A 24,527-nucleotide genomic window follows, 5' to 3' on the forward strand; every position below is an offset into this window, starting at 1 on the left:
GTGTACGAACAAAACGTCGAACCTCTGTTCGACTATTCGAACACACTAGCGCATGCGTCCTCCCCCGTCACCCGAACCCCGGGAACTCCCGCGACGGATTCGCAGCGGCCGCGCCCCGGCCCACGTCGCCGCAGGTCAGGCCAGCGGTTCGTCGGCGGACGACTGGTGCGGGACCTTCTCGGCCGGGATGGTGCCCATCCGTCCGGCCTGGAAGTCGTCGAACGCCTGGACGATCTCCTCGCGGGTGTTCATCACGAACGGCCCGTACCGCGCGATCGGCTCCCGGATCGGCAGGCCGCCGAGGATGAGGATCTCCCACCCGTTCGCGCTGCCCGCGGGCTGGACGTCGGCGGCGCGGACGACGAGCCCGTCCCCCGTGCCCTGGTTGTGCGAGCCCGCGAAGACCGCGAGCTGCCCCTCGTCCAGCGGAGCCTCCTCGACTCCGGCCGTCCCGCGCCCGGACAGGACGTACGCCAGCGCGTTGAACTCGCGGGGCCAGGGAAGCGCCAGCCGCGCGCCCGGCGCGACGGTCGCGTGCAGGTAGTTGATCGGCGTGTAGGTGACGCCGGGGCCGTCGTATCCGGCGACCGACCCGGCGATGACGCGGACGAGGGACGAGCCGTCATCGGCGGCCAGCAGCTTGACGTCCCGCGCCTCGATGTCCTGGTAGCGCGGCGGGACCCACTTCTGGGCGCGCGGCAGGTTGACCCAGAGCTGGATGCCGTGGAAGAGCCCGCCCTTGGCGACAAGCTCCGGCGGCGGCTGCTCGATGTGCTGGATCCCGGACGCGGCCGTCATCCACTGGGTGGCGCCGTCCGCGATGAGGCCACCGCCGCCGGTGGTGTCCTGGTGCTGGAACGCGCCGTCGATGATGTAGGTGACGGTCTCGAATCCGCGATGCGGATGCCACGGCGTGCCCTTCGCCTCGCCTGGCGCGTACTCGACGGCGCCCATGTGGTCGAGGAGCAGGAACGGGTCGGCCAGGGACAGGTCGATGCCCGGGAACGGGCGCCTGACCTGGAAGCCCTCGCCCTCCAGATGGCGCGCCGCGGTCACGGTCTTCGCGACGCGGCGCCAGCCGGTCTCGGCCTCCGGCAGGACCGGCAGGCGGGGCAGGGTCAGCGGGTCGGCCATCACGGCGGGCATGGGGTCCTCCGATCGTTGGGGTGCCCGTCCGCGGTCGGGCGGCGCACACCCGCTGCAACCTAGTTGATGCTTCAACTATTCCCCCGGCGGACGCCGGAGGCCTCCTGCTAACGTGAAGATAGTGCACATTAGTTGAACCTTCAACCTGTGTTCTATACTTGCGGGTATGACCGAACCTCGCTGGCTCGACGCCGCCCAGCAGCGCGATTGGCGGGCATACGTGGACGGCAGCGTCCGGCTCACCGAGATCATGGATCGCGATCTGAAGTCGCGGCACGGGCTGTCGGTGTCGGAGTACGAGATCCTCGTCCGGCTGTCCGAGGCGCCGGAGCGGCAACTGCGCATGGCGGAGCTGGCCGAGAACGCCAGCCAGTCCCGCAGCAGGCTGTCGCACACCTGTTCCCGCCTGGAGTCGAAGGGCCTGGTCAAGCGGGACAGCTGCCCCAACGACAAACGCGGCGTCTACGCACAGCTGACCGAGGAGGGCTTCGCCGCACTGGAGCGCGCCGCCCGCGACCACGTCGAGACCGTCCGGACGTACTTCATCGACGTTGTCGAGCCCCAGGACCTCGAGGCCGTCGGACGCGCCTTCGCCCTGGTCCTCAAGCGCCTCGGCCCCACCACCTGACCCCCGCGGCACGCCTGAAGGACCCCCGCGGCGCGCCCTTGACCGCTGCGGCGCGCCCTTGACCGCTGCGGCGCGCCTACAGCGGGACGGTGACGCCGGTGAGAAAGCCGACCGAGACCAAGGTCAGGAACACCCAGGCGAGCATCATGCCGTGGCCGAACATCCGCCACCGTCCGCCGACCTTCCACACCAGCAGGCCGCCGAGCCCGAACGCGAGCACCAGCAGCGTGATGAACTGCGGCAGCAGGCTCGGCCTGCGGCTCGTCATCAGCGGCGCGTACATCATCACGGCGTCGATCAGCAGGAACATGCCGAACCCCGCCGCCAGCGCCTTGACGTCGCGGCCGAGGAAGGCGCGGGCGCGCTCCGCGAAGAGCTGGGCCCTGTCCGGACGCAGCTTCGCGCCCGCCGCCTTGTCGACCTCCACGTCGTGCGCCACGCCGAAGATCTCGTCTTCGAGGCTTGGGAGGTCCCTCTCCTGAGGTTCCGCCATCCCGGCTCCCCTGGGGCCGGACACCGCCGGGCGACATGCCCGGCGGACGGATGAGGTTCACGGCCCGTCCGTCCCGGCCCCTTTCCGGCGGGCGCGCCGTCAAACGCACCGTAGCGAATCCGGGTGGCACGCGCAGGCGACCCGAACGTGCCATGCTGGAAAGATGCCAGGTAGAGGGCCCCTTCGCGCCGCGGCTTCGCTCGCCGCGCTGTTCACGGCGGCGTCCGCCGCGGCCGGTTGTGGCCGCGGCTCCGACGACTCGGACGAGACGTCCCCGCCGACGACGCGGCCCACCGCGACCGGCTCGGCACCATCCGCGCCCGCGTCGCCCGCCGGATTCCAGGCGAAGATCGGGAAGGTCACCGCCGGGGACCTGAAGCACTCGTGGCGGAAGGGCTGCCCCGTGGCGCCGTCCGGCCTGCGGATGATCGAGATGACCTACTGGGGCATGGACGACAAACCGCACGCGGGCGGACGGCTCGTCGTCAACGCCGGGGAGGCCAAGGACCTGGTCACGGTGTTCGAGAAGCTGTACGACATGCGCTACCCGATCGAGCGCATGGAGCCGGTCGACAAGTTCAAGGGCAGCGACTTCCAGTCGATCGAGGCCAACAACACCTCGGCGTTCAACTGCCGTCCGGCGACCGGGTCGAGTTCGTTCTCCCAGCACGCGTACGGCCTCGCGATCGACATCAACCCGTGCGAGAACCCGTACGTCTACGCGGACGGGCACATCGCCCACCCCGACTGCGAGAAGTACAAGAACCGCCGGAACGACGACCCCGGCGTCATCCACGCCGGGGACAAGGTCGTCAAGGCGTTCGACTCGATCGGCTGGGGCTGGGGCGGCGAATGGAGCGGCGCCAAGGACTACCAGCACTTCTCGAAGTCAGGCCGCTGAGCCCGGGCCCGCGTGGCGGACACGGGTTGCTGGGGCGGGTTGCTGGGGCGGGTGTCAGGCCATCATCAGGAGCACGACCGCGATGATCGCGACGACCGCCACGACGGCGGCGATGCCGACGATGAGCCCGACGTTCGGGCCGGACTTCTGCGGCGGCGCCTGGTTGGCGAAGCTCTGAAACTGGTGGGTGGTTCCTGCCGGGTCTTGGGGAGTCTCTGACATGCCGACGAGGGTAACGGATCATATACGCCCGAGCCGGACGCTTTCGGGCGTCCATCACCATTCCGGGCTTCCAAGAGCGGAGAGTGTGGGATTCGAACCCACGAGGACTGTCCCCAGCCCTGGGCGCTTTCAAGGCGCCTGCACTAGTCCACTATGCGAACTCTCCAGATGACCAACGCCCACGATAGCGGGCGCCGGACACTGACCTCGACCGCATAAAGCGGGTTCACCCCAGCGCGACGTCGGCGTACGAGTAGTCGCACCCGCAGGGCCCCTTCCCGGCGACGAACCGCATGGTCGCCGCGCCCTCCCGCTGCCCCTGCCTGGACGACGCCGTGACCCGCACGGGCAGGTCCGCGACCGTCCGCGCGGGCTTCTGCGGGAGCGTGACCTGCAACCTGCCGGGCTCGGCGAGCGAACACGCCACCGATCCGCACGACAGGGACTCCGATTCCGGAAGGCGCGTCACGCGGAAGTCAGTGCAAGGTTGCGCACCGACGCAGATGCGCATGCGCACCCCCTCGACGGTCACCCGGTCCACGCCCGTGACGGTGACCATCACGGGCGGACGGCATGGCCCGCAGATCACCTCACCGCCGGACGACGAGCAGCCGGCGCACAACGCCATCACCGCGGCGGCGACCGCAGGCCGCCTTCCACCGAACATGGTCGCTGGGACGCGTCCCGCCCACTCACGGTTCCGCGCCGCCGTCGTCCGCAACGCCGTTGTCCGCGGCGCGGTCGTCTGCGGGGCGGACGTCTGCGGGGCGGACGTCTGCGGGGCGGACGTCTGCGGGGCGGACGGCGTAGCCGGGGATCGACGGCCAGCGGATGGTCATGACGACCGACTCCTCCTCCGCGCACCACGAATGGTCAACGCCGCGTCCCCACACCACGTAGTCGCCCCGCTCGGCCAGGACCACGTCCCCCTCGGGGAACTCCAGCCGGAACCGGCCGCTGACCAGCACCAGAAGGGCGGTGCGCTTCTCGCCGTTCGTCCACCGGGCGCGCCGCTCGCCCTTCGGGTGGACGCCCCATTTGATCTCGACCTCGGCGCTGTGGCGCAGGTCGCCCGGCGGCTTGAAATGGCCGAGCAGCCAGCCGCTGTCGGCGGCGGCGTCCGGGCCCGCCTTTCCCACGTACACGCCGTCCACAGGTCGGGACCCTAGCGTCCGGTCTCGGCGGGCCAGCGGGCGACGCGCCCGTCCGCCACCGTCCGGCATTCCGCGCACGCGCCGGGCTTGGCGGCCGACCAGAAGTGGCGCATGACGATGACGGCGTCGCGGTCGATCCCGCAGAGCGTGGCCTCGTACGTCACGGCGTGCTCCACGCCCGCCTCGCCGGACGCGCCCGCCCACCGCTGATCGGCGGGCGGGAAAGGGCGGCGGCGCAGCAGCACACCGTCCATCCGCCGGACGTCGTCGTACACGGCGTCGCATTCCACGCAGTTCCAGACCTCGTCAGAAGACACGTCACGCCGGTCGTTCAGAGGCGTCCCGCAGACCTCGCACACCAGCACCGCCGCCGACCGCCGCGTCAGGGCTGGACGGGACGCTGGTACGCGAACCCGTCACCGACCACTGCGGCAAGCGTCAGGTACGCCTCGCGTGTCGCGGGGGCGAGCTGCTCCAGTTCCACCTCGGCCCCCTCCTCCAGGTGGTCGTCGTACGGGATGCGGACGACGGCGCGGCAGCGGCTCTCGAAATGCGCCTGGAGCTTGTCCAGGTCGACCTGGCTGCGGGTCCGGTTGCGGACCATCGACAGCACGACCACGCCGTTGCGGACGAGATGGCCGTGGTCGTGCGCCTCCAGCCAGTCCAGCGTTGCGCTCGCGGAACGGGCGCCGTCCACCGACGGGGAGCTGACGAGGACGAGCTGGTCCGCGAGGCTGAGCACGCCCGCCATCGCGGAGTGCAGCAGCCCCGTCCCGCAGTCGGTGATGCAGATCGAGTAGTACTGCTCCAGGACGACGGCCACGGCGGCGTAGTCGTCCGCGCTGAACGCCTCGCTGACCGCCGGGTCGCGGTCGGACGCCAGCACTTCGAGCCGGGCGTTGTTCTGCGAGGTGAACGCCCGGACGTCGGCGTACCGCTGGATCCGGTCCCGGTTGTTGAGCAGGTCGCGGACGGTCGCGGCCGTCTCCAGCCGGACCTTGTCCGACAGCGTCCCGCGGTCCGGGTTGGCGTCCACCGCGATCACGGTGTCGCCGCGCAGCGACCCCAGCATGGAGCCGAGCCCGGTCGTGGTGGTCGTCTTGCCGACGCCGCCCTTCAGCGACATGACGGCGACCCGGTGATGCCCGCCCGCCACCATGGTGCGCGCCCGGGCGATGAGGTCCTTGCGGCGGACGTCGCCCTGCGACTCCCCCGGATGGATGTTGCCCGCGGTCGCCTTGTAAACGGCACGCCGCCAACCGGACGAAGGCGCGATGCGGCGCTCGCCGAGCAGGTTCTCAGAACTGAGGCTGTCGGCGTTCTGCGGCTGCTGCGGCATTTGCTGCTGCGGCATCTGCTGGGGCGCCTGCTGCTGCGCGGGATAGCCGTACCCCTGCAGAGGCTGCCCGGTGTTGGGGTCGACCGCCGGGTACTGCTGTCCGCCAGCATTCGGGTCCTGCGCGTACGGCTGTCCTGTAGCCGGGTCAAACTGCTGGTAGGGCTGCCCGGTGTTCGGATCGAACTGCTGATACGGCTGACCGGTGTTCGGGTCGACCTGCTGGTAGGTCTGGCCCTGGTTGGGATCCACCGGTGCGTACTGCTGTCCGCCCGCGTTTGGATCCTGCGCGTACGGCTGTCCCGTAGCCGGGTCAAACTGCTGGTAGGGCTGACCAGTGTTCGGATCGAACTGCTGGTAGGGCTGCCCGGTGTTGGGGTCGTACTGGGCGTACGGCTGGCCGGTGTTCGGGTCGGCCTGCTGGTACGGCCGGCCGGTTTCGGGGGACAGGGGCTGGCCGGTCTGGAGGTCGAACGGGACGTACGGCCTGCCGGCGGCGTCGGTGTCCTGCGGGTAGGGCTGGCCGGTCGCGGGATCGATCGGCTGGTACGGCTGGACGGTCGCCTCGGCGTCCTGCTGCTGGGGGAACTGGTCGGACGGGTAGGGCGGCAACTGTTCGAGGGGAGGCGCGGTGTTGCCGTTGGCGTCGTACTGCGGCTGCTGCGGCTGCTGCGGCGGCGGGTACGGCGCCTGCGGTTGCGGAGCGCCCTGCGGCGGTTGCGGGGCGCCCTGCGGGGGCTGCGGGGCGCCCTGCGGGGGCTGGGGCTGGTCGTAACCCTGGTAGCCGCCCGGAGCGGAGTACGGCGGAGGCGGCAGCATCCCCCCGTCGAACGGCTGCGGCGCGGACCCGCCTTCGTACGGCGGGGGCTGCGGCGGGCCGAAGTTCTCGGACGGGAAGTTCTCGGGGGGCTGCTGGAACATGGGCGGCGGCGCTGCGAGCCAGGGGTTGGCGTTGGGGTCGTTCTGCTCGGTCGGAGGCTGCGGCAGGGGGTGGGGCTGGGCGGCTTCGTCCGGCGGCGCGTTCTCCTGCTCGGCGGGCGCCTGCGGCGGAGTCTGCGGGGCCTGCTGCGGGGCCTGTCCGCCGCTTTCGGGGCCTTCGGCGCCGGGAGGCGGTGGGACGGGTACCTGCCCGGTCTGATCCCCGCTCATCGCGTCCAGAGAGGCCAGCCGCTCCTCAAGGGAACGCCCGTCGTGCTCGTTCCTTGCCACCGTTCTTCCCCCTCGGGCACGCCTCTTATGATCAACACGGTGCGGGTGGGCAAAATGGCCCCCACGCAGGATACCCGTGCGCCAATAGCACGCATCCACAGTGGAGATCGACGTTTGCGGCGTCGCGGGCGAGGCCGCGGCAGCCCACCCGGCGGCGTCCGGCGGCGTCCGTGACGGACCGTTCCGCGGCCGACCCCCGGTAGCGTTGCCGGTATGCATGCGATCGTCATCCGCGAGCCGGGCGACCCCGGCGTCCTGGAGTGGACGCGGGTTCCGGATCCGGCGCCGAAGCCCGGCGAGGTGCTGATCGACGTGGCGGCGAGCGCGGTCAACCGCGCCGACGTCATGCAGCGTATGGGGTTCTACCCGCCGCCGGAGGGCGCCCCGCCGTATCCGGGCCTGGAAGTGTCGGGAACGGTGGCCGAACTCGGCGCGGACGTGACCGGCCCGGCCCCCGGCGACGAGGTGTGCGCGCTGCTCACCGGCGGCGGGTACGCAGAACGCGTCGCGGTTCCGGCGGCGCAGGTCCTGCCCGTGCCGCGCGGCGTGGACCTGGTGGACGCGGCCGGGCTCCCCGAAGTCTCGTGCACGGTGTGGTCGAACGTCTTCATGCTCGGCGGGCTGCGCGCCGGGGAGACCCTCCTCGTCCACGGCGGCGGCAGCGGCATCGGGACCCTCGCGATCCAGCTCGCCAAGGCGCGCGGCGCGCGGGTGGTGACGACGGTCGGCAGCGCGGAGAAGGCCGCCCGTTGCCGGGAGCTCGGCGCGGACGTGACCGTGAACTACCGCGAGGACGACTTCGTCGACAGCAGCCCCTACGACGTGATCCTCGACCTGATCGGCGCCAAGTACCTCGCCAGGAACGTGGACGCGCTCGCCACCGGCGGCCGTCTCATGGTCATCGGGCTCCAGGGCGGCGCGAAGGCTGAGCTGGACATCGGCAAGCTGCTCCGCAAACGCGCCCTGGTGCACGCGACGACGCTGCGGTCCCGTCCGCTGGAGGAGAAGGCGGAGATCGTGGCCGGGGTCCGGGAGCATGTGTGGCCGCTGCTGGAGTCGGGCGCCGTCCGGACGGTCGTCGACCGGCGGATCCCGATGGCGGACGCGGCGAGCGCGCACCGGCTGCTCGAAGAGAGCGGTCATATCGGCAAGATCCTGCTGACCGTGTGAGGATGAAGGGATTATGAGCGAGCCTTCCAAGAAGCAGTCTGAACAGGAACCGCAGGTGCTCGTGCTCGGCCCGAACGGCATCGCCGTCGAGGGCGGCGGCGAGGGCGAGCCCGAGGGCAAGTCGATCACCGACATGGTCGAGCAGCCCGCGAAGGTGATGCGGATCGGCGGGATGATCCGGCAGCTGCTGGACGAGGTCAAGGCCGCCCCGCTGGACGAGGCGAGCCGGGCCCGGCTGCGGGAGATCCACAAGTCGTCCATCAAGGAGCTGGAGGACGGTCTCGCGCCGGAGCTGGTCGAGGAGCTGGAGCGGCTGTCGCTGCCGTTCACGGAGGGCACGGTCCCGAGCGAGTCGGAGCTGCGGATCGCGCAGGCGCAGCTCGTCGGCTGGCTGGAGGGCCTGTTCCACGGCATCCAGACGACGCTGTTCGCCCAGCAGATGGCGGCCCGCGCCCAGCTCGAGCAGATGCGCCGCGCCCTCCCCGCCGGAATGATGCCCCCCGGCGCCGAAGACGACCAGCCCGGCTCCCACTCCTCCGGCCCCTACCTGTAGCAACGCGAACGACAACGGCCGCCTCCCACGACACGCTTCGCAAGCCTGCCTGCCTGCCTTGCGAACTCACGCGGAGGCGGCCGTCCCCATGTCACAACCCCACCGCAACCCCCACGCCGGGCCTCCGCGCCGGCCCCCCACGCCGGGCCTCCGCGCCGGGCTCCGCGACGCCGCCATCGTCGTCGCTGGACGTCTCGTGCGTGACCGCCGCCGCCACAAGCGGATGAGCCCTCGCGACCGCGGACGAAGCACTCGCCCAGGTGAACATCGGCCGACTCCAGGCCAGGCCCGCAAGTTGACTTGCGGGCCCTAGGGGCGGCGGCCGTTTCTCATGTCATGACGTCGCCGGGACGTCTCACGCCTAGGCGGGGTCGGCGGGGTCAGTGGGGTAGAGGCGTTCGAGGACTTCTGCGACGCCGTCTTCGTCGTTGGTGGACGTCTTGTGCGTGACGGCGGCCAGTACCAGTGGGTGCGCGTTCGCGACCGCGTAGGAGGTGCCCGCCCAGGTGAGCATCGGCAGGTCGTTCAGCTGGTCGCCGAAGGCGACGACGTCGTCGGACGCGATCTCGTGCTCGGCGCACAGCGCGGCCAGCGCGCTGGCCTTGGTGACGCCGTGCGCGCTCATCTCCAGCAGCCCTCGCCCGGACGAGTTCGTCACGGTCACGAGGTCGCCGACGGCCGCCACGGCCTTCTCGGTGAGCTCGTCGGCGTCGGCCTCGGCGTGGTACGCGAGCAGCTTGGTGCCGCTGCGGTCGGCGAGCCGGGCCGCGTCGACGGGGCGTCCGCCGAGGGCCTCGGCGTCCCAGCGGCCCAGGTTGTAGGTGGTCTCGAAGACGAACCCGGTCGGGTGCTCGACGGCGAACCGCAGTTCGGGGACGAGCGCGCGGAGCCGTCCGACCGTCTCGGCGATCACGTCGGGGGCGATCTCCGAGGTGCGCAGGACGGTGTCGGTGTGCAGGTCGTACACGACGGCGCCGTTGGCGCAGATCGCGACGCCGTGGTGGCGGACGGCGGCGGCGACCTCCGTCATCCAGCGCGGCGGCCGGCCGGTCACCATCACGAGCACCGCCCCGGCCCGTTCGACGCGGGCCAGGGCGGCGATGGTCCGGTCGGAGAGCGTCCCGTCGGAGCGCACGATCGTCCCGTCCAGATCGGTGGCGATCATGCGTGGCGAGGCTTGGGTCATGGCACCTTCCAGGGCAGGTCAGACCCACCCTAGGCGACATATCCGACGGGATTCCCGGCGGCTTACCGTTTGACGGGCTCCAGGACGTCCAGCCCGATGAACTTCTGGAGCGCCTCCGGCACGCGGACCGTGCCGTCCGCCTGCTGGTGGTTCTCCAGGATCGCGACCATCCAGCGGGTCGTCGCGAGCGTCCCGTTCAGCGTCGCGACCGGGCGGCTCTTGCCGCCGTCGTCCTTGAACCGGACCGACAGGCGCCGGGCCTGGAACTCGGTGCAGTTGGACGTGGACGTGACCTCCCGGTACGTGCCCTGCGACGGCACCCACGCCTCGCAGTCGTACTTGCGCGCCGCGCTGGACCCGAGGTCGCCCGCCGCCACGTCGATCACCCGGTACGGGATCTCGACCTTGGCGAGCATCTCCTTCTCCCACTCCAGCAGCCGCAGGTGCTCGGCGTGCGCGTCGGCGGGGTCGCAGTAGGAGAACATCTCCACCTTGTCGAACTGGTGGACGCGGATGATGCCGCGCGTGTCCTTCCCGTAGGAGCCGGCCTCGCGACGGAAGCACGACGACCACGCCGCGTACCGCCGCGGCAGCGCGTCGATGATCTCGTTCATGTGGTACGCGGCGAGCGGCACCTCGGACGTCCCGACCAGGTACAGCTCGTCCTGCGGAAGCTGGTACACCTCGGCGGCGTGCGCGCCGAGGAACCCGGTGCCCTCCATCGCCTCCGGCTTCACCAGCACCGGCGGGTACATCGGGACGAACCCGGACGCGACCGCCTGCTCCATGGCGAGGTTCAGCAGCGCGTACTGCAGCCGCGCGCCGACGCCCGTCAGGTAGTAGAACCGCGCGCCGGACACCTTCGCGCCGCGCTCCATGTCGATGGCGCCGAGGCTCTCGCCCAGCTCCAGATGGTCCTTCGGCTCGAAGTCGAACGTCGCCGGCTCGCCGACGTGCTCCAGGACGACGAAGTCCTGCTCGCCGCCGGGCGGGGCGCCGTCCTCGATGAGGTTCGGCACGCCCTTCAGCAGCGCGTCGAGCTCCTCGCCGAGCCGGTCGGCCTCCGCCTCGGCCTCCTTGACCTGCTGCGCCAGCTCCTTCGCGCGGGTCAGCAGCTGCTGCCGCTCGTCGCCCTGCGCCTTGGACACCGACTTGCCGAAACTCTTCTGCTCCGCCCGCAGCCGCTCGAACGACGTCAGCGCCGTCCGGCGCCTCCCGTCCAGGTCGAGCAGCAGGTCGACGACGCCGTCATCCTCACCGCGGGCGCGCTGCGAGGCGCGCAGCCGCTCGGGATCCTCTCGAAGAGCTCGCAGGTCGATCACAGACCCGAGGCTACCGGCCGAACCCCTCCGCCGCGCACGAGTATCGCCGGTTGTGGAAAACCTCGCCCGCCCGGCGAGGGCGTCAGCGGACGCCGCTGGCCAGCAGCGCGTGCGCGGGCAGCGCGACCTGGCCGTCCGCGACCGCGTAGGCCCGGACGATCCCGTCGTAGGCCTCCTTGATCCGCGCGACGGTCTTGGCGTCCTGCCGCCCGACGATGTAGCCGTTGCTGCCGACCTTGGACAGCGCGCCCGTCTCCCACCAGTCCTCGGGGTCGACGACGTGCTCCCACGTCACCTCTTCGACGGCGACCTCGCCGACCCCGGCCTCCGCCACCAGCCGCTGGAACGCGACCGGCTCGCCGTACCGCATGAACGGCGGCTCAGGGACGTCCTCCGGCCACGGCACGCCCGCCTCCTCGATCGCCTCCCGGACGACCCCGAGGGCCCCGCTGCCCGGCATCAGCCAGCAGGTCAGCGCCAGCCGCCCGCCCGGCCGCAGAACGCGCCGCAGCTCTCCGATCGCCACGCCGGGCGAGCCGACGTGGTTGATGACGAAGTTCCCGGCGACGGCGTCGAACGTCCCGTCCGGGAACGGCACGTCGGGCAGCGCGGCGACGTGCACGTCCAGCCCGGGAACGTTCCGGCGTGCCGTGTCCGCCATGCCGGGGTCGGCGTCCATCGCCGACACCGCCGCCCCGCGCTCCGCCGCCCCCTGCGACACGAACCCCGGCCCGGTGCCGACGTCGAGGAACCGCGTCCCGTCCGCGACACCCGCGGCGTCCAGCAGCGGACCGACCATGTAACGGGTGAGCCGTGCGAACCCCCGCTCGTACGCGGTGGCGCGCCCGGCCCACAGTTCCCGCTCGTAAAGATCGAAATCCTTGGTCACCTACGCAGAGTACGTCAGCGCACGTCGACGTAGTCCGCCGGCGTGTCCGACGGGTAGTAGCTGCTGCTGCCCTTGTAGGACGCCATCCAGTAGCCGTCCGCGGACGCCTTGAACGTCTTGCGGAACCACCCGCTGCTGTCGGTCGTCGTCGCGGCCATCTGCGTCCACGTCGTCGAGCCCGCGCGCTTGAAGTAGACGTACACCGGCGCGTTCGGGCCCGGTCCCGCCACGTCACGGAACCGGTAGAGCAGCCCCTTGACCGTGATCGTCCCGCCCTTCTGCACCGGCTCGGGCGAGGCGTTGAAGTCGTACCACTGCGTCCGGTACTTCACGTCGATGTAGTCGGCCGGGGCGACGGCCGGCGTGTTGAGCTCGCTGCCCGCGTACCGGGCGCGCCAGTACCCGTCCTTGTTCACGGGTGTGGGGGTGTTGAAGTAGAAGTTCCCCGGACGGGACATCGTCTGGCTCTGGACGGTCGTCCACGTCTTGCCGTCCGGCGAGTACTCGAGGACCACCGGCAAGTCGCTGACGTTGGTGAAGTCCGGCTTGACGAGAAGCGTCCCGTGCACGCTGAGGGAGTCGCCGTAGGCGTGGGGTTCGGGGAAGGCGTCGAAGCCGGTGATCTCGGAGATGTTCCGGATGTTCAGCGACCCGAGGCTGGTCTGGCTGCCGACGTAGAATCCCTCGTCCAGAACCCGTGCGGTCACCGTGCCGGACTTCCCCGCCTCCCGCGCTGCCGTGAAGTAGGTGTGGAAGGTTCCGTCCGCGGCGGTCCGCACCGAGGTGCCGATGCCGCCTCCAAGGTCCATCAACGCGCTGGGCACCTCGACCTGGACCTGTGCGTTGGCCGCGGGTACGAGCCCGGCGGCCCCGTACCGGAGGACCTTGCCGTCGACGGCCATCCGCGTGTACGGCGCCACCGTCGACGCCGGCTTTATCTGCGCGGTGATCTCCGTGGCCTGCTTGTTCACGATGAGGGAGGCGCTCTGGTAGGCCGGGCAGAGCTGCCCCTGCCGGGGAACGGTGATGCTCGCGTACGGCACACCGCTGGATTTCACCGTGAACGAGCCGTCGCCGCCCGTCGTCGTCTCGACGTCCGTCACGGTCCTGACCGTCCCGCCCGCCAGAGGTTCGGGAGCGTCCTCACGAACCTTCTGGACGAGGACCCGGCCGCTCATGGTCACGTCCGGGTGATCGGCGTCGATGACGCTCGGCGCGCTGGTGAAACCGCTGATCGTGGTCGTGTAGCAGTCGTCCATCAGGCGCCGCAGCGTCCGCGTCAGGCCATCCGCTGTGGTGACCACCACGTCGACGTAGGTGTAGCCGGGCCGGATCTTGATGTCGGGACGGTACTCGGCCTGCCAGACGCCGTCGTTGTCCGTCCCCTCCGTCCGCGTGAGGTCGAAGGAGGCGTAGGGCTCAGCGGTGAGTTCCTGATAGCGCATGAACCCCCGGACGCTCGTGACCCCACTGACCGACTTGGCCCTCAAGCTGAGCTTGGCCACCCGGTCCCTGGCCAACTGGTCGAAGTCGACCGTCAGGAAGGCGTCCTTCACGTCCGCGTGAGCGGCGTTCGGGACGAGCAGAACCGAAGCTGCGAGCGCAGCCGTCGCGAGCAGAGCCGAATATCGACGCACGGCAGGTGACCTCTCCACTGAAACTGTGCAATGGAGACGTCCAAGATCCACAGGCGGTTGGCCTGGAGTGATCACGGTTCGGTCGCGGTCGGGGCCGCGGCGCCGGTCGGGGTCAGCCGGTGCGGATCGACTCGACCCAGGCGGCGGCTTCGGTGAAGTCGTCGTCGTGGGTGCCGCGGCGGATCTCGGGGCGGATCTGGTCGGCGCGGGCGTAGGAGCCGACGAAGCGGACGTCGGAGCAGACGCGGCGCAGGCCCATCAGGGCCTCGCCGACGCGGGCGTCGGCGACGTGGCCCTCGAAGTCCATCCAGAACAGGTAGGAGCCGAGGCCGGCGCCGGTGGGGCGCGACTGGATCAGGGTCAGGTTGATGCCGCGGACGGAGAACTCGGTGAGGATCTCCAGCAGGGCGCCCGGGTGGTCCTCGCCGATGAACGCGACGACGGTCGTCTTGTCCGTGCCGGTGGGCACGGGCGGCGTGCAGGGACGGTGCAGGACGACGAAGCGGGTCACGGCGTCGGCGACGTCGTGGATGTCTTCGGCGAGGATGGACAGGCCGTAGCGGGACGCCGCGAACGAGCCGGCGAGGGCGGCGTCGTAGTGGCCGTCGGCGACGTGCTGGGCGGCCTCGGCGTTGGATGTCGCTGCGCGCCATTCGGCGTCCGGGACGTTGCCCAGCAGCCAGCGGCGGCACTGCGGCTGCGCGATCGGGTGGGACGCGACGGTCTTGATGTCGCCCAGTTCCGTGCCGGGCCGGACGAGCAGCGCGAACGACACCGGCAGATGGATCTCGCCGACGATCTGGAGCGGCTCGCCGGTGGCCAGCTCGTCCAGCGTGGTCGGGACGGAGCCCTCGACGGAGTTCTCCAGCGCGACGACGGCGGTGTCGGCGTCGCCGCGGCGGAGGGCGTCCAGCACGGCCGGGACGGTCGCGAGCGGGAGGTGCTCCGCTTCGGCCGCGCCCGGGATGGTCAGGAGCGCGGCCTCGGTGAACGTGCCCTGCGGACCCAGGTAGGCGTAGCGCGCTGGCCTGTCGTCTGCGGTCACGGGTACTCCCGATGCGTGCGTTCCTGGTGGGCGGGCTGCGCCTCGCCGGTATGCGAGGTGAGGATGCCGAGTCTACTGCGCGGCCGGTCAAGGCCGTCCGTCAGCCGCTGTCAGAAGCGGGCGGCGCTGTCAGGCACGGATCACGCGGTCAGGCGCGGGCGGTGGGGGCGCTGCGGTCGCCGTTGCCGCTGCCGAAGTCGGGCAGGGGGTCGTCCATCGACACGATGGGGCCCTTGCCCAGGCGGGCGGCGCGCAGGGCCTGGTTCTCCTCGGGCGAGAGCATCTCGACCGGGTGCCCGCCCTGGACGGCCTTGGCGTAGGTCCGCGTCTCGGTTCGCCCGTTGATCGAGCTGATGACGATCCCGTCCCCGACCGCGTTGATCACTGCGAGCGAGAAGGACCGGTGCCCGGACATCTCCTTGAGGGCGTCGTAGTGGACGATGGCGAGGTCGCGCAGCGCGCGCTCGTCCGCCGAGCCACTGGCGACCTGGAGCTGGCGCCTGAGCATTTCCCCGCACTCGTCGACGACCTGGTTCACCCGGTTGTGGGCGACCACGGCGATGGACAGCCCCGCAACCCCGGCGACCAGGCCCGCGACGGCCACCGCGACAAGCATCACGGGCTGAGCGTACCCACCCCGGCCTCGGGTTGCGAAGGATCTTCGCGCCGGAGCCGCGGTTCGATCCGTTCGACCAGCCAGGTTCCGAGGACGACGATCGACGCGAGGGCCGCGACGCCGAACACGTCACGCACGACCTGGCCCGCGAAAACCGAGACGGCGGAGTGCTCCGGGCCGATCAGCGACCGTCCCCACCAGGGGATCGGGAACAGGAACAGCAGCCAGAGACCCAGCGCGAAAAGACATCTTCGCGTGTCCCGGGCATCACCGGCCAAAGCACCGAACACCGCGATCATCCACACAAGATGGTGGATCCAGCCCACCGGGGACAGGACGACCGACAGCAGCCCCACGATCGCGACCGCCGCGAGCACCAGGCTGTAGGACTCCGGTCCGGAGTGGAGATCGGCGGCCTCGGACGCGCGGCGGGCCCACGCGAAGCCGTACCACGCCACGATCAGCGCGAGGAGGAGCCACACGAGCGTGCGGGCGGGCCCCTCGTCCAGGATCCGCGCGACGATCCCGTGGACGGCCTGGTTGGTCGTGCCGTCGACCGCGCCCGTCCGGTCGCCGCCCTGCAGCAGCGCCCCGAACCAGTAGTCGGACGAGTCGGACGGCAGCAGCGCGAACGCCCCGAGCGTCGCGGCGGCGGCCGTGAGCAGCGCGTTCCCGAAGGCGTCCCGCCGTCCGGTGATCAGGAAGTAGATCAGGAAGACGCCCGGCACCAGCTTGATCGCCAGCGCGAGGCCGACGAGCATCCCGCGCGGCCAGCGGGGCGTGCGGGCGCAGCAGTCGGCCAGGCACATCGCGAGGAGGAACAGCCCGACCTGCCCGAACCGGAACTGGTCCCGGACGGGGTCGAGCCACGCCATCGCCCCGACCAGGACGCCTGCGGCGAGCGGCGCCCAGCGTCCGGCGCGGCGGAGGAGGTCGCGGAACGCGTAGCAGACGCAGATCACCAGCGCGAGGCAGATCAGGGCCGTCCACACCAGCTGCGCGGCCCGCCAGGACATGACCGTGAACGGGACGGCGAGGACGGCCGAGAACGGCGGATACGTGAACGGCAGGAGCTGCGGCGGCTGCGTGAGGACGTCGTACAGCGGGGCGCCGCGCAGGATGGCCCGTCCGCCGTCCCGGTAGACCTCCAGGTCGACGAGCCGCTGGTCGGGCTCGTTGCCGAGCCAGCGGGTGAGGATCGGCGCCATCGCGACGGCCGCGACGACCACGCCCGCCAGGACGATCAGCAGATCCCCCGCCGTCCTGCGCCGCCCGGCGGCGCCGGCGGGGCGGGCGGGCTCGGCCGTCCGGTCGCCGGATGGTTCCTGGGCGCGGCCGCCCTCGGCATCCGCTTCGCCGACCATCTGCGCCTTGGGACCGTCCACAGCCCGCAGGATATGGCCACTCCGGCCGTCATCGGGCTCTTGTAGCCTGAGCGCCATGACTTCGCGGGGAGCCAAGATCGCTATGTTCCTCGCCACCCTCGTCACGGCGTTCACCGCGATCAGCCTCGCGCCGCCCGTGCTCTCCGGACCGTCCGCCGCGCGTGCCGAGGTGGCGGGCGGGCGGGTCGTGGTGGTCGGGGTTCCGGGGCTGATGTGGAGCGACATCGACCGGGAGAAGACGCCCGCGCTCTGGGGGCTGACCGCCGGGGGGTCCGCCGCCGGGCTCAGCGTCCGGACGACGAGGGTCAACACGTGCCCGACGGACGGCTGGCTGACGCTGTCGGCGGGGCAGCGGTCCCGGCTGCCGCACGGGAACTGCGCGCTCCCTGCCGCGCCGATCCTGCCCGGCCAGCCCTCCCCCACGGGCCCGCCGCCGGTGGGCGGGGCCATCGCGCCCGGCTGGCCGGCGATCAAGAGCGACAACGCCGACACCAACTACCACGCCCAGATCGGGCTGCTCGGCGACGCCGTCAAGGCGGCGGGCGGCTGCACGCTGGCGGTCGGGCCCGGCGCGGTGTTCGGGGTCGGCGACGGCGGCGGCCGGGTGGACCGCTACGTCGGGACGCCCGACCGCGTGACCGCCGCCGACTGGGCGCGCTGCCCGCTCGCGGCCGTGGACGTCGACGACCTGTTCCGCGCCTACATCGACGCGGGCGTCGACATCGAGGGCGAGCAGGAGCCGCTGTCGGAGCGCAAGCGCGCCGACGCCGCTGCCGCCGCGGACCGCCGAGTCGAGCAGGTCATGACCGGAGTCCCGGATGGGACGACCGTGCTGCTGGCGGGTCTGTCCGACGTGAGCGTCGAACCGCACCTCCGCGTCGCCATCGCGCAGACCAAGGGGACCGGCGGGCAGTACGGGCCCGGGTACATGACGTCCAGCGCCACCCGGCAGGACGGTCTCGTCACGCTCACCGACATGACCGCGACGGCGTTGAAGCTGCTCGGGCTGCGGCAGCCGAAGGAGGCCGTCGGGTCGGTGTGGCGGTCGCAGCCGTCGTCGGCGCCGATCCAGGAGCGGGTCGAGGCGCTGGAGGACGAGGACGTCGCCGCGCAGGCGATCCGCAGCGTCCAGACGTCGTTCTACTGGGTGCTGTTCGCGACGCAGCTCGTCCTGTACGGGATCGCGGCGCTCGCGCTGCGGCGGCTCGGCGGCGACCGCAGCTCCCGGGCGCGGATCCTCGGCGGCACCCGCGTGATCGCGCTGCTCGGCGGCGCGGCGACCGGCGCGTCGTTCCTCGCGGGGCTGCTGCCGTGGTGGCGGGCCGAGAACGCGACGGCCATCCTGATCTGCACCGTCCTCGGTTTCGCGGGGCTGCTCACGGGGGTGGCGCTGGCCGGTCCGTGGCGGCGGTCCGCGTTCGCGCCCGGACTGGTGATCACGCTGGTGACGGCGCTCGTCCTGGCGCTGGACGTGATGACCGGGTCGGGCCTCCAGCTGAACACGCTGATGGGGTACACGGCGCTGGTCGCCGGACGGTTCTACGGCTTCGGCAACCAGGCGTTCTCGCTGTTCGCCGTCGCGTCGATCCTGACGGCGGCGTGGCTGACGGAGTACCCGCTGCGCGCGGGCCGCAAGACGCTCGCGCTCGGGATCGTCGCGGCGATCGGCGCGTTCGCCGTCGCGGTGGACGGTCTCCCGGCGTGGGGCAGCGACTTCGGCGGCGTGCTGGCGATGGTCCCGGCGTTCGCGGTGCTCGGCCTGATGGTGACGGGACGGCGCGTCTCGCCGCTGAAGCTCGCGCTGTTCTGCCTGGCCGGCGCCGTGCTGGTGCTGTTCATCTCGTACCTGAACTCCAGGAGCGCCAACCCGACGCACCTCGGCCGGTTCTGGCAGGACCTCGTGGACGGCGACGCGTGGGGCGTGGTCGTCCGGAAGTTCAACGCGATGCTGAACAGCCTCGGGTACTGGCCGTTCACGCTGCCGCTCGCCGCCGCGATCGGGTTCCTGTTCTTCGTCCTTGCGCGGCCGACGCGGTGGCGGGTGTCGCTGCTGCAGCGCGCGTACGAGCACAGCGTGACGATGCGTCCGGCGCTGCTGTGCGCGCTGACGGTCGGCGTGATCGGGATGCTGGTGAACGACTCGGGCGTGGTGATCCTGTCGGTGGCGTTCAGCCTGTCGACTCCGCTGATGCTCGCCGCGGGCGTCCGGTCGCTGGAGATCGACTTGTGGAACGAAGACTCTGAACCACCAGCGCCGTCAGGATCAGCAGCAGCGTCCACGGAACGACGGTCGGCCGAACGACGGTGAACAGCCAGGACAGGTCGTCCGGGAGCTTGATGCGGGCCGGGGCGCGGGCCGGGAGGTAGGCGAGGCTGAGCGCGGTGGTGTGGGCGAGGAGGATCCAGTCGACCCGCGTCCAGGGCAGCAGGGCCAGCACCGCCCAGCCGAACCCGTCGTACCAGGGCAGCGCGTAGGGGGCGGCGAGGAGCCAGGCGAGGACGAACGCGGCCGCGACCCGGCGGTTCTCGGCGTCCCGCGAGAGCGGCTCCCCGAGCTTGGTGTCGTCCGCGGGCAGGACGCGGACGAGCATCGCGAACAGCGCGAGCCCGACCAGCAGGGCGCCCGTCTTGATGATGGTGCGCTGCGAGCCGCGGCCGAGGAACTCGTCGACGAGATGCCAGGGGGTGGCGAACGAGACCATGTCGCTCGCCTCCCGCACCTGGTCGAGGGCGTGCGGCCCGGCGAGCGCGTAGGAGATCGCGGTGACGGCCCCGGCTCCGCCGAACAGCGCGGCGAGGCCGCCGATGGAGCGCCAGCGGCGTTCCGTCCACGCCTCGCGGAGCAGCGCCCAGGCGGGACCGGCGCCGACGAGCGCCGCCGGCACCTTGATCGCCGCGCCGGCGCCCGCGAGCATGCCCGCCCCGAGCGCCCGCACCCAGCCGGGACGCGCCCGCCCGCTGAAGACGGCGAGCGCGGCGACCATCGGCGCGATCGCGAGGACGTCGTTGTGCGCGCCCGAGACCAGGTGGAACAGGACCAGCGGGTTGCACGTCCACAGCAGCGCGGTCCGGAGCCGCCGTTCCTCGGTCCTGGACGTCCGGTAGAGGATCAGCGCGGTGATCGCGAACGCGAGCGTGTTCACGACCGACAGGACGAACACGGTCAGCCGCACGGACCCGCTGCCGACCCACGCGGCGAACGCCTGCTCGCCGGTGGCGATCGGCCCGTACACCGACGGCGTCGTGCGCCATTCCTCCGGCGCCCCGGCGACGGGGTCCTTCGGCAGGTCGACGGCGCGGGTGGCGTACGGGTCGTGGCCGGTCGCCGCCATCCGCCCGTACGAGGCGTAGTTGAGGTGGTCGGTGGACCCGACCGGCGGCATGGCCATGAACGCGACGGCGGCGAGCAGCCCGGCGATCACCAGCGGCCGCGCCCCGACCCGCCAGCCCCTCCGGACGGCGACGAAGCACAGGGAGAGCCCGGCCGCGCCCGCGACGACGCCCGCGACGACGAGGCCGATGACCAGGTACGGCGACGGGTGGACGTCCAGCGAGTAGGGCGGCTCGGCGGGCGGGCCGCCCAGCGCGGGCTGGAACACCGACGGGCCCAGCAGGGCGGTCGTGAGGAAGCACGCCAGGCTGAGCCCGATGCCGCCGAGCCCGATGCCGCCGAGCCCGATCCGGCCCAGCCCGATTCGGCCCGGCCCGCCCGTTCCGAGTCGGGTCACGGGCGGCTGCCGCGCAGGCCGTCCAGGCGCCGCGTCACCCGCCGGGTCACCGTGGCGGCCGCCGGGTCGCGGACGGCGAGCGCCCTGGCCACGTCCCGGAACTGCCGGGCGCGGTGCAGCTGGGCCCGCCAGTCGGTGCCGGTGGCGCGGTGCGCGAGCGGGACCTCGACCTCGGTGACGCGGAAGCCCTGGCGGAGCAGGTCGATGGTGAGCGCGGTCTCGACGCCGAACCCGGCGGCGAGCGGCAGCGCGGCGTCGAACGCGGCGCGGGTCAGGCAGCGCTGCCCGTTGAGGGGCGCGGTGGCCTCCCAGCCGGTGGCGCGGCGGATCCCGTCGCGGGACAGCCGGACGACGAACCCGTGCCCGCCGAGCTTCACCGTGGTGGTGAACACGGCGATGGTCATGTCGGCGTCGCCGGCCAGGACGGGTTCGGCGAGGGGCGCGGCCTCGCGGGCGGTATCGGCGAGGTCGGCGTCCAGGAAGAGCAGGTGGCGGGGCTGGTCGCGGCCCTCGTCGAGCAGCCGGGCGGCATCGGCGCCGCTCTCCATCGCGGCGCCCTTGCCGCGGTTGCGGCTGTGCCGGACGACCCGCGCCCCGGCCTCGCGGGCGGCGCGGCCCGTCCCGTCGGAGGAGCCGTCGTCGACCACGACGACGAGGCCCGCGCCGGGGAGTTCGTGCGCGGCCTTGACGGTGGCCGCGATGCGGTCGGCTTCGTCCTTGGCCGGGATGATCACCGCTAGGTCCTGCATATCGGCGATCGTAGTCGGGGTTGCCGGTGCGGCGGGCGTCGCGGCGGGGAACGGTTCAACCCGTTACCGGCAGGCACAGCGGACGCCCCCCGGCGTTAACCGGAGGGACGATCAGCGGTCGGGCGCTCGCTCGCCGGACGACTGGGCGGGGGGGTAAGGCCGGGCGAACGAGCGGTAGGCGGGGTGAATAGGCGGGATAGGCGGGGTGTCGGATGCGGGACGGTTTCAGCCCGCGTCCATGGCGGGTGCGGCGTCGGTCACGGTGAAGACCGTGTCGAGCCCGGTGACCTGCAAGATGCGCCGGACGGCCGGGCGCGGGGCGGCGAGCTCGAGCGAGCCGCCCTGCTCCTTGAGCCGTTTCATGGCAGCGAGCAGCACGTTCATGCCGGTCGAGTCGCAGAACTCGACGCCGCTCAGGTCGACCACGATACGGTCGACCTGTTCGCGCAGGAGGCCCGCGAGGGCCGCCTGCAACCTGGGCGCGGTGTAGAGGTCGAGTTCACCGGTCGCCGTGACGACGGCGTGACCCTCCTGAGACGCGGTCGAGACGTTTAGCTCCACGTCCGGCACACTATCTCGGGAACGGCCCGCGGACCAGACAGTTCGCCAAGTCCCCTGCGGGGCGGGCGTGTCGCCGCTCGGGCAGTCCCGTACGCTTTGAGAACTACGCACCGTGATATTGCGATTTCACCGTCAGTCCAGGCCGGAGCCCCGCTCTGGGGGAACTCGGCGGTTCCCGTCTCGCGGAGCCCGGGAGTAGGGGAGGCTGGACGAGTGCAACAGCGGCAGGGGCACATGCGTGAGGGGGTGCGCCGCACATGAAGGCGGATCCGAGGGAGACGCGGCTGCGCGAACGCCTGGAGACGATCCGGGCGCGTTCGGCGAAATCCAGCTCGTGGCGTTCGTCCACCCAGTATCTGAGCCGGCTGGTGAACAAGGGCGGCTTCGTCCCCATCAAGACGCGGCTGTCCCGCGAGGACATCGCCTTCCTGTCCGGCGCCCGCGAGGAGGTCATCGCGTTCGCCGACCTCGGCGTCCGGCTGCTCGACCTGCACCGCCCGCAGGAGGCCGGCGGCATCACCAGCGATCCCGGCAGCCCGATCCGGCGGTGCCGCGCCTGCATGGCGCGGTGGCCCTGCCCGACGTTCCGCGCGATGGCGGAGACGCTCGACCAGTAGCGCAACACGACAGTCACTCCGTGTAGCAGAAATCAGGATCTGTTCACCGAGTGGCCGCGCGGCCGTCATGCGGATGTCGTCCCGCCGGGTGAGGGGACCGGATGTCGTAGGGTCCCGCCCGCGTGGGGAGTGCTCGTGCGCGTCTATCTCGCTCTGTCCGCCCGCCGAGGCCGTGAACGGCTCGCGCCCCTGCTGTTCGAGGCCGCGCACCGCGCCGTGGGCGAGGCCTTCCCCGTCCCGGCGGACGTGGTGACGTCCGCGTCCTGGACCGCGCCCGGCGGCGGCGCGGCGCTCCTCGGCTGGTCCAACGAGCCCGAGCACGAGCTGCTGCCCGGCATCCTCACCGGCAGGCCGGGCCGCGTCCTCGGGTACTGCGGCTACCTCACCGACCCCGGACACGACGCGGACGCCCTGCTCGCCAAGGACGACCTCGGGGACGTCACCGCCGAGCTGGGCGGCGTCTTCGCGGCCTTCCGGGCCGGCGACGAGGGCGTCACCGCGGCGACCGCGATCGCCCGGGTCTGCCCCGTCTACCACGCCGAGACGCGGGGCGTCCGGATCGCCGGGTCCCGCGCGCTGCTCGTCCATCTGGTGGCGCGGGCGCTGGAGACGGGGCTGGCCGACCCGTCCGTCGACCTCGCGGTGGAGGCGCTGCACCCGCTCGTCCGGCACGGGTTCTTCACCAACGACGACACCCCGTTCCGCGGCGTGACGGCCCTTCCCGCGGCGACCGTGTTCGAGGCCGCGCCGGGCGAGCCGACCGTGATCCGCCGGCTGCCGGCGCCGCGGACGGAGCCGGCGCCCCGCGAGGCGGCGGGCCGCGCGCGGGCCGTCCGGCCGCTCGCGGAGTCGCTCGCGGCCGCGGCCGAGCCGCTGGCGCGGCATCGCGAGGCGGTGTCGCTGTCGCTGTCGGGCGGGCGGGACAGCAGGCTGATGGCGGCGGCGCTGTCGGCGGCGGGGGTGCCGTTCAGCGCGTCCACCCACGGGTTCGCGGACGAGCCGGACGTGCTCCTCGGCGGCCGGGTCGCGGCGGCGCTCGGCGTCGAGCACCGCGTGAGCCTGACGGTCCCGGAGCCGAGCCGCGACACCGTGGCCGTCCAGCATCCGCTGAGGCGGGCGCATCACGTCGTCCGGATGTGCGAGGGGATGAACTCGGCCTACGAGCAGGTGAACTCGTACCGCCGGTACAGCCTCGTCCCGCAGGCGTCCGGGTCGGGCGGGGAGACGTTCCGCGGCGGCTTCCTGTACGACCAGGACGACATCAGCAACGACGGGCTGCTCGCCCGCGTCCGGCTGATCTTCCGCGCGGCGGAGCCGATCATGACGCCGGCGGCGAACGCGCTCGCCGCCGCCGAGCACGCCCGCTGGACCGACCGGGCGGAACGGGACGGCTTCGACGTCCTGGACAAGCTGTACCTCTTCTACCGGACGGGACGCTGGATCGTCGGGTCGCACAGCGCGGTGCTGATGAACTCGCCGTACTACCACCCGTTCTTCGACAACAGGGTCATCCGGGACGTGCTGGCCCTGCCGGCGTCGTGGCGGCGCAGCGAGGAGCCGTTCTTCTTACTGCTGCGGGAGCTGGCGCCGGCGCTCGTCCAGATCCCGCCGGAGGGCAGGCGGTGGCGCTTCGACCGGGAGCGGCGGCCCCTGCTCGCGGGCCGCCGCGCCTGGCGGACGCGCGCGGCCCTCCCCCCGCGCGGCCGGACGGCGTCCTTCAACTGGCGCCTGTCCCGCGACGAGGCGTTCCGCCGGATCTTCACCGAGCAGATCATGGACGGCCCCGCGACCCTGTTCGAGCTCGTCGACCGGCAGGCGATGGCGGACGTGCTGGCCGACACGACCGGCCGCCGGTGGTCGAAGCAGATCTGGCACGTGTACACGCTCAGCGTGCTGCTGTCGGGCGAATGGCGCGGGCCCGCCCCGAAGCTGCCCGCGGTGGAGATCCCGATCCCGGCCGCCTGACTCAGCCGGTGCCGA

At 72.0% G+C, this 24,527-nt stretch carries 23 protein-coding genes, 1 tRNA gene and 1 pseudogene; 7 read left to right on the top strand and 18 right to left on the bottom strand.

Annotated features, from left to right (window positions below; translation table 11 throughout):
• Nucleotides 1-135: 135 nt before the first annotated feature.
• Nucleotides 136-1,146, bottom strand: coding sequence for a pirin family protein (locus ACH35V_RS15945; protein ID WP_395973057.1), 1,011 nt, complete (start codon nt 1,144-1,146; stop codon nt 136-138).
• Nucleotides 1,147-1,312: 166 nt separating this feature from the next.
• On the opposite strand from ACH35V_RS15945, the gene ACH35V_RS15950 reads away from it, so the two are divergent.
• Nucleotides 1,313-1,774 (top strand): MarR family winged helix-turn-helix transcriptional regulator, encoded by a 462-nt coding sequence (locus ACH35V_RS15950; protein WP_395973059.1) that lies wholly within the window; start codon nt 1,313-1,315, stop codon nt 1,772-1,774.
• A 76-nt stretch (nt 1,775-1,850) separates the two neighbouring features.
• Here ACH35V_RS15950 and ACH35V_RS15955 read toward each other — a convergent pair whose 3' ends face one another.
• Nucleotides 1,851-2,267 (bottom strand): hypothetical protein, encoded by a 417-nt coding sequence (locus tag ACH35V_RS15955; RefSeq protein ID WP_395973060.1) that lies wholly within the window; start codon nt 2,265-2,267, stop codon nt 1,851-1,853.
• 163 nt (nt 2,268-2,430) lie between these two features.
• Between ACH35V_RS15955 and ACH35V_RS15960 the strand changes: the two genes are divergently transcribed.
• Entirely contained in the window at nt 2,431-3,168 is a 738-nt protein-coding gene (locus ACH35V_RS15960) for a M15 family metallopeptidase (protein ID WP_395973061.1), read from the top strand.
• A gap of 54 nt (nt 3,169-3,222) precedes the next feature.
• Here the strand turns inward: ACH35V_RS15960 and ACH35V_RS15965 are convergent, their stop codons facing one another.
• From ACH35V_RS15965 to ACH35V_RS15990, 6 genes are all read right to left on the bottom strand, one after another.
• Nucleotides 3,223-3,390: a hypothetical protein gene (locus ACH35V_RS15965; RefSeq protein ID WP_395973062.1), complete on the bottom strand. Its 168-nt coding sequence runs from the start codon at nt 3,388-3,390 to the stop codon at nt 3,223-3,225.
• 77 nt (nt 3,391-3,467) lie between these two features.
• Nucleotides 3,468-3,556: transfer RNA gene (locus ACH35V_RS15970), tRNA-Ser, on the bottom strand.
• Between the two features lie 60 nt (nt 3,557-3,616).
• Nucleotides 3,617-3,952 (bottom strand): hypothetical protein, encoded by a 336-nt coding sequence (locus ACH35V_RS15975; protein WP_395973063.1) that lies wholly within the window; start codon nt 3,950-3,952, stop codon nt 3,617-3,619.
• A 130-nt stretch (nt 3,953-4,082) separates the two neighbouring features.
• Nucleotides 4,083-4,544, bottom strand: coding sequence for a signal peptidase I (locus ACH35V_RS15980; RefSeq protein ID WP_395973065.1), 462 nt, complete (start codon nt 4,542-4,544; stop codon nt 4,083-4,085).
• Between the two features lie 11 nt (nt 4,545-4,555).
• On the bottom strand, nt 4,556-4,861 hold the full coding sequence (locus ACH35V_RS15985) for a hypothetical protein (RefSeq protein WP_395973067.1): 306 nt from the start codon (nt 4,859-4,861) through the stop codon (nt 4,556-4,558).
• A 65-nt stretch (nt 4,862-4,926) separates the two neighbouring features.
• Entirely contained in the window at nt 4,927-7,089 is a 2,163-nt protein-coding gene (locus tag ACH35V_RS15990; protein WP_395973068.1) for an AAA family ATPase, read from the bottom strand.
• Nucleotides 7,090-7,302: 213 nt separating this feature from the next.
• On the opposite strand from ACH35V_RS15990, the gene ACH35V_RS15995 reads away from it, so the two are divergent.
• Both ACH35V_RS15995 and ACH35V_RS16000 read left to right on the top strand, forming a co-directional pair.
• A complete protein-coding gene (locus ACH35V_RS15995) occupies nt 7,303-8,259 on the top strand; it encodes an NAD(P)H-quinone oxidoreductase (protein WP_395973070.1) in 957 nt (318 codons plus the stop codon).
• 13 nt (nt 8,260-8,272) lie between these two features.
• A complete protein-coding gene (locus tag ACH35V_RS16000; RefSeq protein ID WP_395973072.1) occupies nt 8,273-8,812 on the top strand; it encodes a bacterial proteasome activator family protein in 540 nt (179 codons plus the stop codon).
• A 361-nt stretch (nt 8,813-9,173) separates the two neighbouring features.
• Here the strand turns inward: ACH35V_RS16000 and ACH35V_RS16005 are convergent, their stop codons facing one another.
• From ACH35V_RS16005 to ACH35V_RS16035, 7 genes are all read right to left on the bottom strand, one after another.
• Nucleotides 9,174-9,977 carry a Cof-type HAD-IIB family hydrolase gene (locus ACH35V_RS16005; protein WP_395973073.1) on the bottom strand — a complete coding sequence of 268 codons (804 nt, stop codon included), beginning with the start codon at nt 9,975-9,977 and terminating at the stop codon, nt 9,174-9,176.
• 83 nt (nt 9,978-10,060) lie between these two features.
• Complete coding sequence (gene serS / locus ACH35V_RS16010) at nt 10,061-11,320, bottom strand: serine--tRNA ligase (RefSeq protein ID WP_395973075.1); 1,260 nt, start codon at nt 11,318-11,320, stop codon at nt 10,061-10,063.
• An 82-nt stretch (nt 11,321-11,402) separates the two neighbouring features.
• On the bottom strand, nt 11,403-12,209 hold the full coding sequence (locus tag ACH35V_RS16015) for a class I SAM-dependent methyltransferase (protein ID WP_395973076.1): 807 nt from the start codon (nt 12,207-12,209) through the stop codon (nt 11,403-11,405).
• Between the two features lie 14 nt (nt 12,210-12,223).
• On the bottom strand, nt 12,224-13,846 hold the full coding sequence (locus tag ACH35V_RS16020) for a hypothetical protein (protein WP_395973077.1): 1,623 nt from the start codon (nt 13,844-13,846) through the stop codon (nt 12,224-12,226).
• 112 nt (nt 13,847-13,958) lie between these two features.
• A complete protein-coding gene (gene pheA, locus ACH35V_RS16025; protein ID WP_395973079.1) occupies nt 13,959-14,891 on the bottom strand; it encodes a prephenate dehydratase in 933 nt (310 codons plus the stop codon).
• Nucleotides 14,892-15,039: 148 nt separating this feature from the next.
• Complete coding sequence (locus tag ACH35V_RS16030; protein ID WP_131965901.1) at nt 15,040-15,507, bottom strand: DUF4446 family protein; 468 nt, start codon at nt 15,505-15,507, stop codon at nt 15,040-15,042.
• A complete protein-coding gene (locus tag ACH35V_RS16035) occupies nt 15,507-16,892 on the bottom strand; it encodes a glycosyltransferase 87 family protein (protein ID WP_395973080.1) in 1,386 nt (461 codons plus the stop codon). Before ACH35V_RS16035 ends, ACH35V_RS16030 begins: the two co-directional genes overlap by 1 nt.
• 55 nt (nt 16,893-16,947) lie before the next feature.
• On the opposite strand from ACH35V_RS16035, the gene ACH35V_RS16040 reads away from it, so the two are divergent.
• The gene (locus ACH35V_RS16040) at nt 16,948-19,200 is read left to right on the top strand and encodes a hypothetical protein (RefSeq protein ID WP_395973082.1); all 2,253 of its coding nucleotides are present in this window, start codon (nt 16,948-16,950) and stop codon (nt 19,198-19,200) included.
• A gap of 667 nt (nt 19,201-19,867) precedes the next feature.
• On the opposite strand, the pseudogene mptB reads toward ACH35V_RS16040, so the two are convergent.
• From mptB to ACH35V_RS16055, 3 genes and pseudogenes are all read right to left on the bottom strand, one after another.
• A pseudogene (gene mptB, locus ACH35V_RS16045) lies at nt 19,868-20,281 on the bottom strand (polyprenol phosphomannose-dependent alpha 1,6 mannosyltransferase MptB); the annotation flags it as partial.
• Between the two features lie 335 nt (nt 20,282-20,616).
• Nucleotides 20,617-21,369: a glycosyltransferase family 2 protein gene (locus tag ACH35V_RS16050; protein ID WP_395973084.1), complete on the bottom strand. Its 753-nt coding sequence runs from the start codon at nt 21,367-21,369 to the stop codon at nt 20,617-20,619.
• Nucleotides 21,370-21,594: 225 nt separating this feature from the next.
• Entirely contained in the window at nt 21,595-21,930 is a 336-nt protein-coding gene (locus ACH35V_RS16055; protein ID WP_395973085.1) for an STAS domain-containing protein, read from the bottom strand.
• Between the two features lie 257 nt (nt 21,931-22,187).
• Here ACH35V_RS16055 and ACH35V_RS16060 point away from each other — a divergent pair, with 257 nt between their 5' ends.
• Both ACH35V_RS16060 and ACH35V_RS16065 read left to right on the top strand, forming a co-directional pair.
• Nucleotides 22,188-22,547 carry a hypothetical protein gene (locus ACH35V_RS16060; RefSeq protein ID WP_395973086.1) on the top strand — a complete coding sequence of 120 codons (360 nt, stop codon included), beginning with the start codon at nt 22,188-22,190 and terminating at the stop codon, nt 22,545-22,547.
• Between the two features lie 135 nt (nt 22,548-22,682).
• Complete coding sequence (locus tag ACH35V_RS16065) at nt 22,683-24,512, top strand: asparagine synthase-related protein (RefSeq protein ID WP_395973087.1); 1,830 nt, start codon at nt 22,683-22,685, stop codon at nt 24,510-24,512.
• The last annotated feature ends 15 nt before the right edge of the window (nt 24,513-24,527 follow it).

The sequence above is a fragment of the Actinomadura sp. 1N219 genome, assembly GCF_044326405.1.
Classification (GTDB): Bacteria; Actinomycetota; Actinomycetes; order Streptosporangiales; family Streptosporangiaceae; genus Spirillospora.

Excerpts from the sequence above, each read along its gene's own strand:
- ACH35V_RS15945 (WP_395973057.1), bottom strand. The coding sequence starts at position 1,146 with ATGCCCGCCGTGATGGCCGACCCGCTGACCCTGCCCCGCCTGCCGGTC.
- ACH35V_RS15950 (WP_395973059.1), top strand. The coding sequence starts at position 1,313 with ATGACCGAACCTCGCTGGCTCGACGCCGCCCAGCAGCGCGATTGGCGG.
- ACH35V_RS15955 (WP_395973060.1), bottom strand. The coding sequence starts at position 2,267 with ATGGCGGAACCTCAGGAGAGGGACCTCCCAAGCCTCGAAGACGAGATC.
- ACH35V_RS15960 (WP_395973061.1), top strand. The coding sequence starts at position 2,431 with ATGCCAGGTAGAGGGCCCCTTCGCGCCGCGGCTTCGCTCGCCGCGCTG.
- ACH35V_RS15965 (WP_395973062.1), bottom strand. The coding sequence starts at position 3,390 with ATGTCAGAGACTCCCCAAGACCCGGCAGGAACCACCCACCAGTTTCAG.
- ACH35V_RS15995 (WP_395973070.1), top strand. The coding sequence starts at position 7,303 with ATGCATGCGATCGTCATCCGCGAGCCGGGCGACCCCGGCGTCCTGGAG.
- ACH35V_RS16000 (WP_395973072.1), top strand. The coding sequence starts at position 8,273 with ATGAGCGAGCCTTCCAAGAAGCAGTCTGAACAGGAACCGCAGGTGCTC.
- ACH35V_RS16005 (WP_395973073.1), bottom strand. The coding sequence starts at position 9,977 with ATGATCGCCACCGATCTGGACGGGACGATCGTGCGCTCCGACGGGACG.
- ACH35V_RS16030 (WP_131965901.1), bottom strand. The coding sequence starts at position 15,507 with ATGCTTGTCGCGGTGGCCGTCGCGGGCCTGGTCGCCGGGGTTGCGGGG.
- ACH35V_RS16040 (WP_395973082.1), top strand. The coding sequence starts at position 16,948 with ATGACTTCGCGGGGAGCCAAGATCGCTATGTTCCTCGCCACCCTCGTC.
- ACH35V_RS16050 (WP_395973084.1), bottom strand. The coding sequence starts at position 21,369 with ATGCAGGACCTAGCGGTGATCATCCCGGCCAAGGACGAAGCCGACCGC.
- ACH35V_RS16060 (WP_395973086.1), top strand. The coding sequence starts at position 22,188 with ATGAAGGCGGATCCGAGGGAGACGCGGCTGCGCGAACGCCTGGAGACG.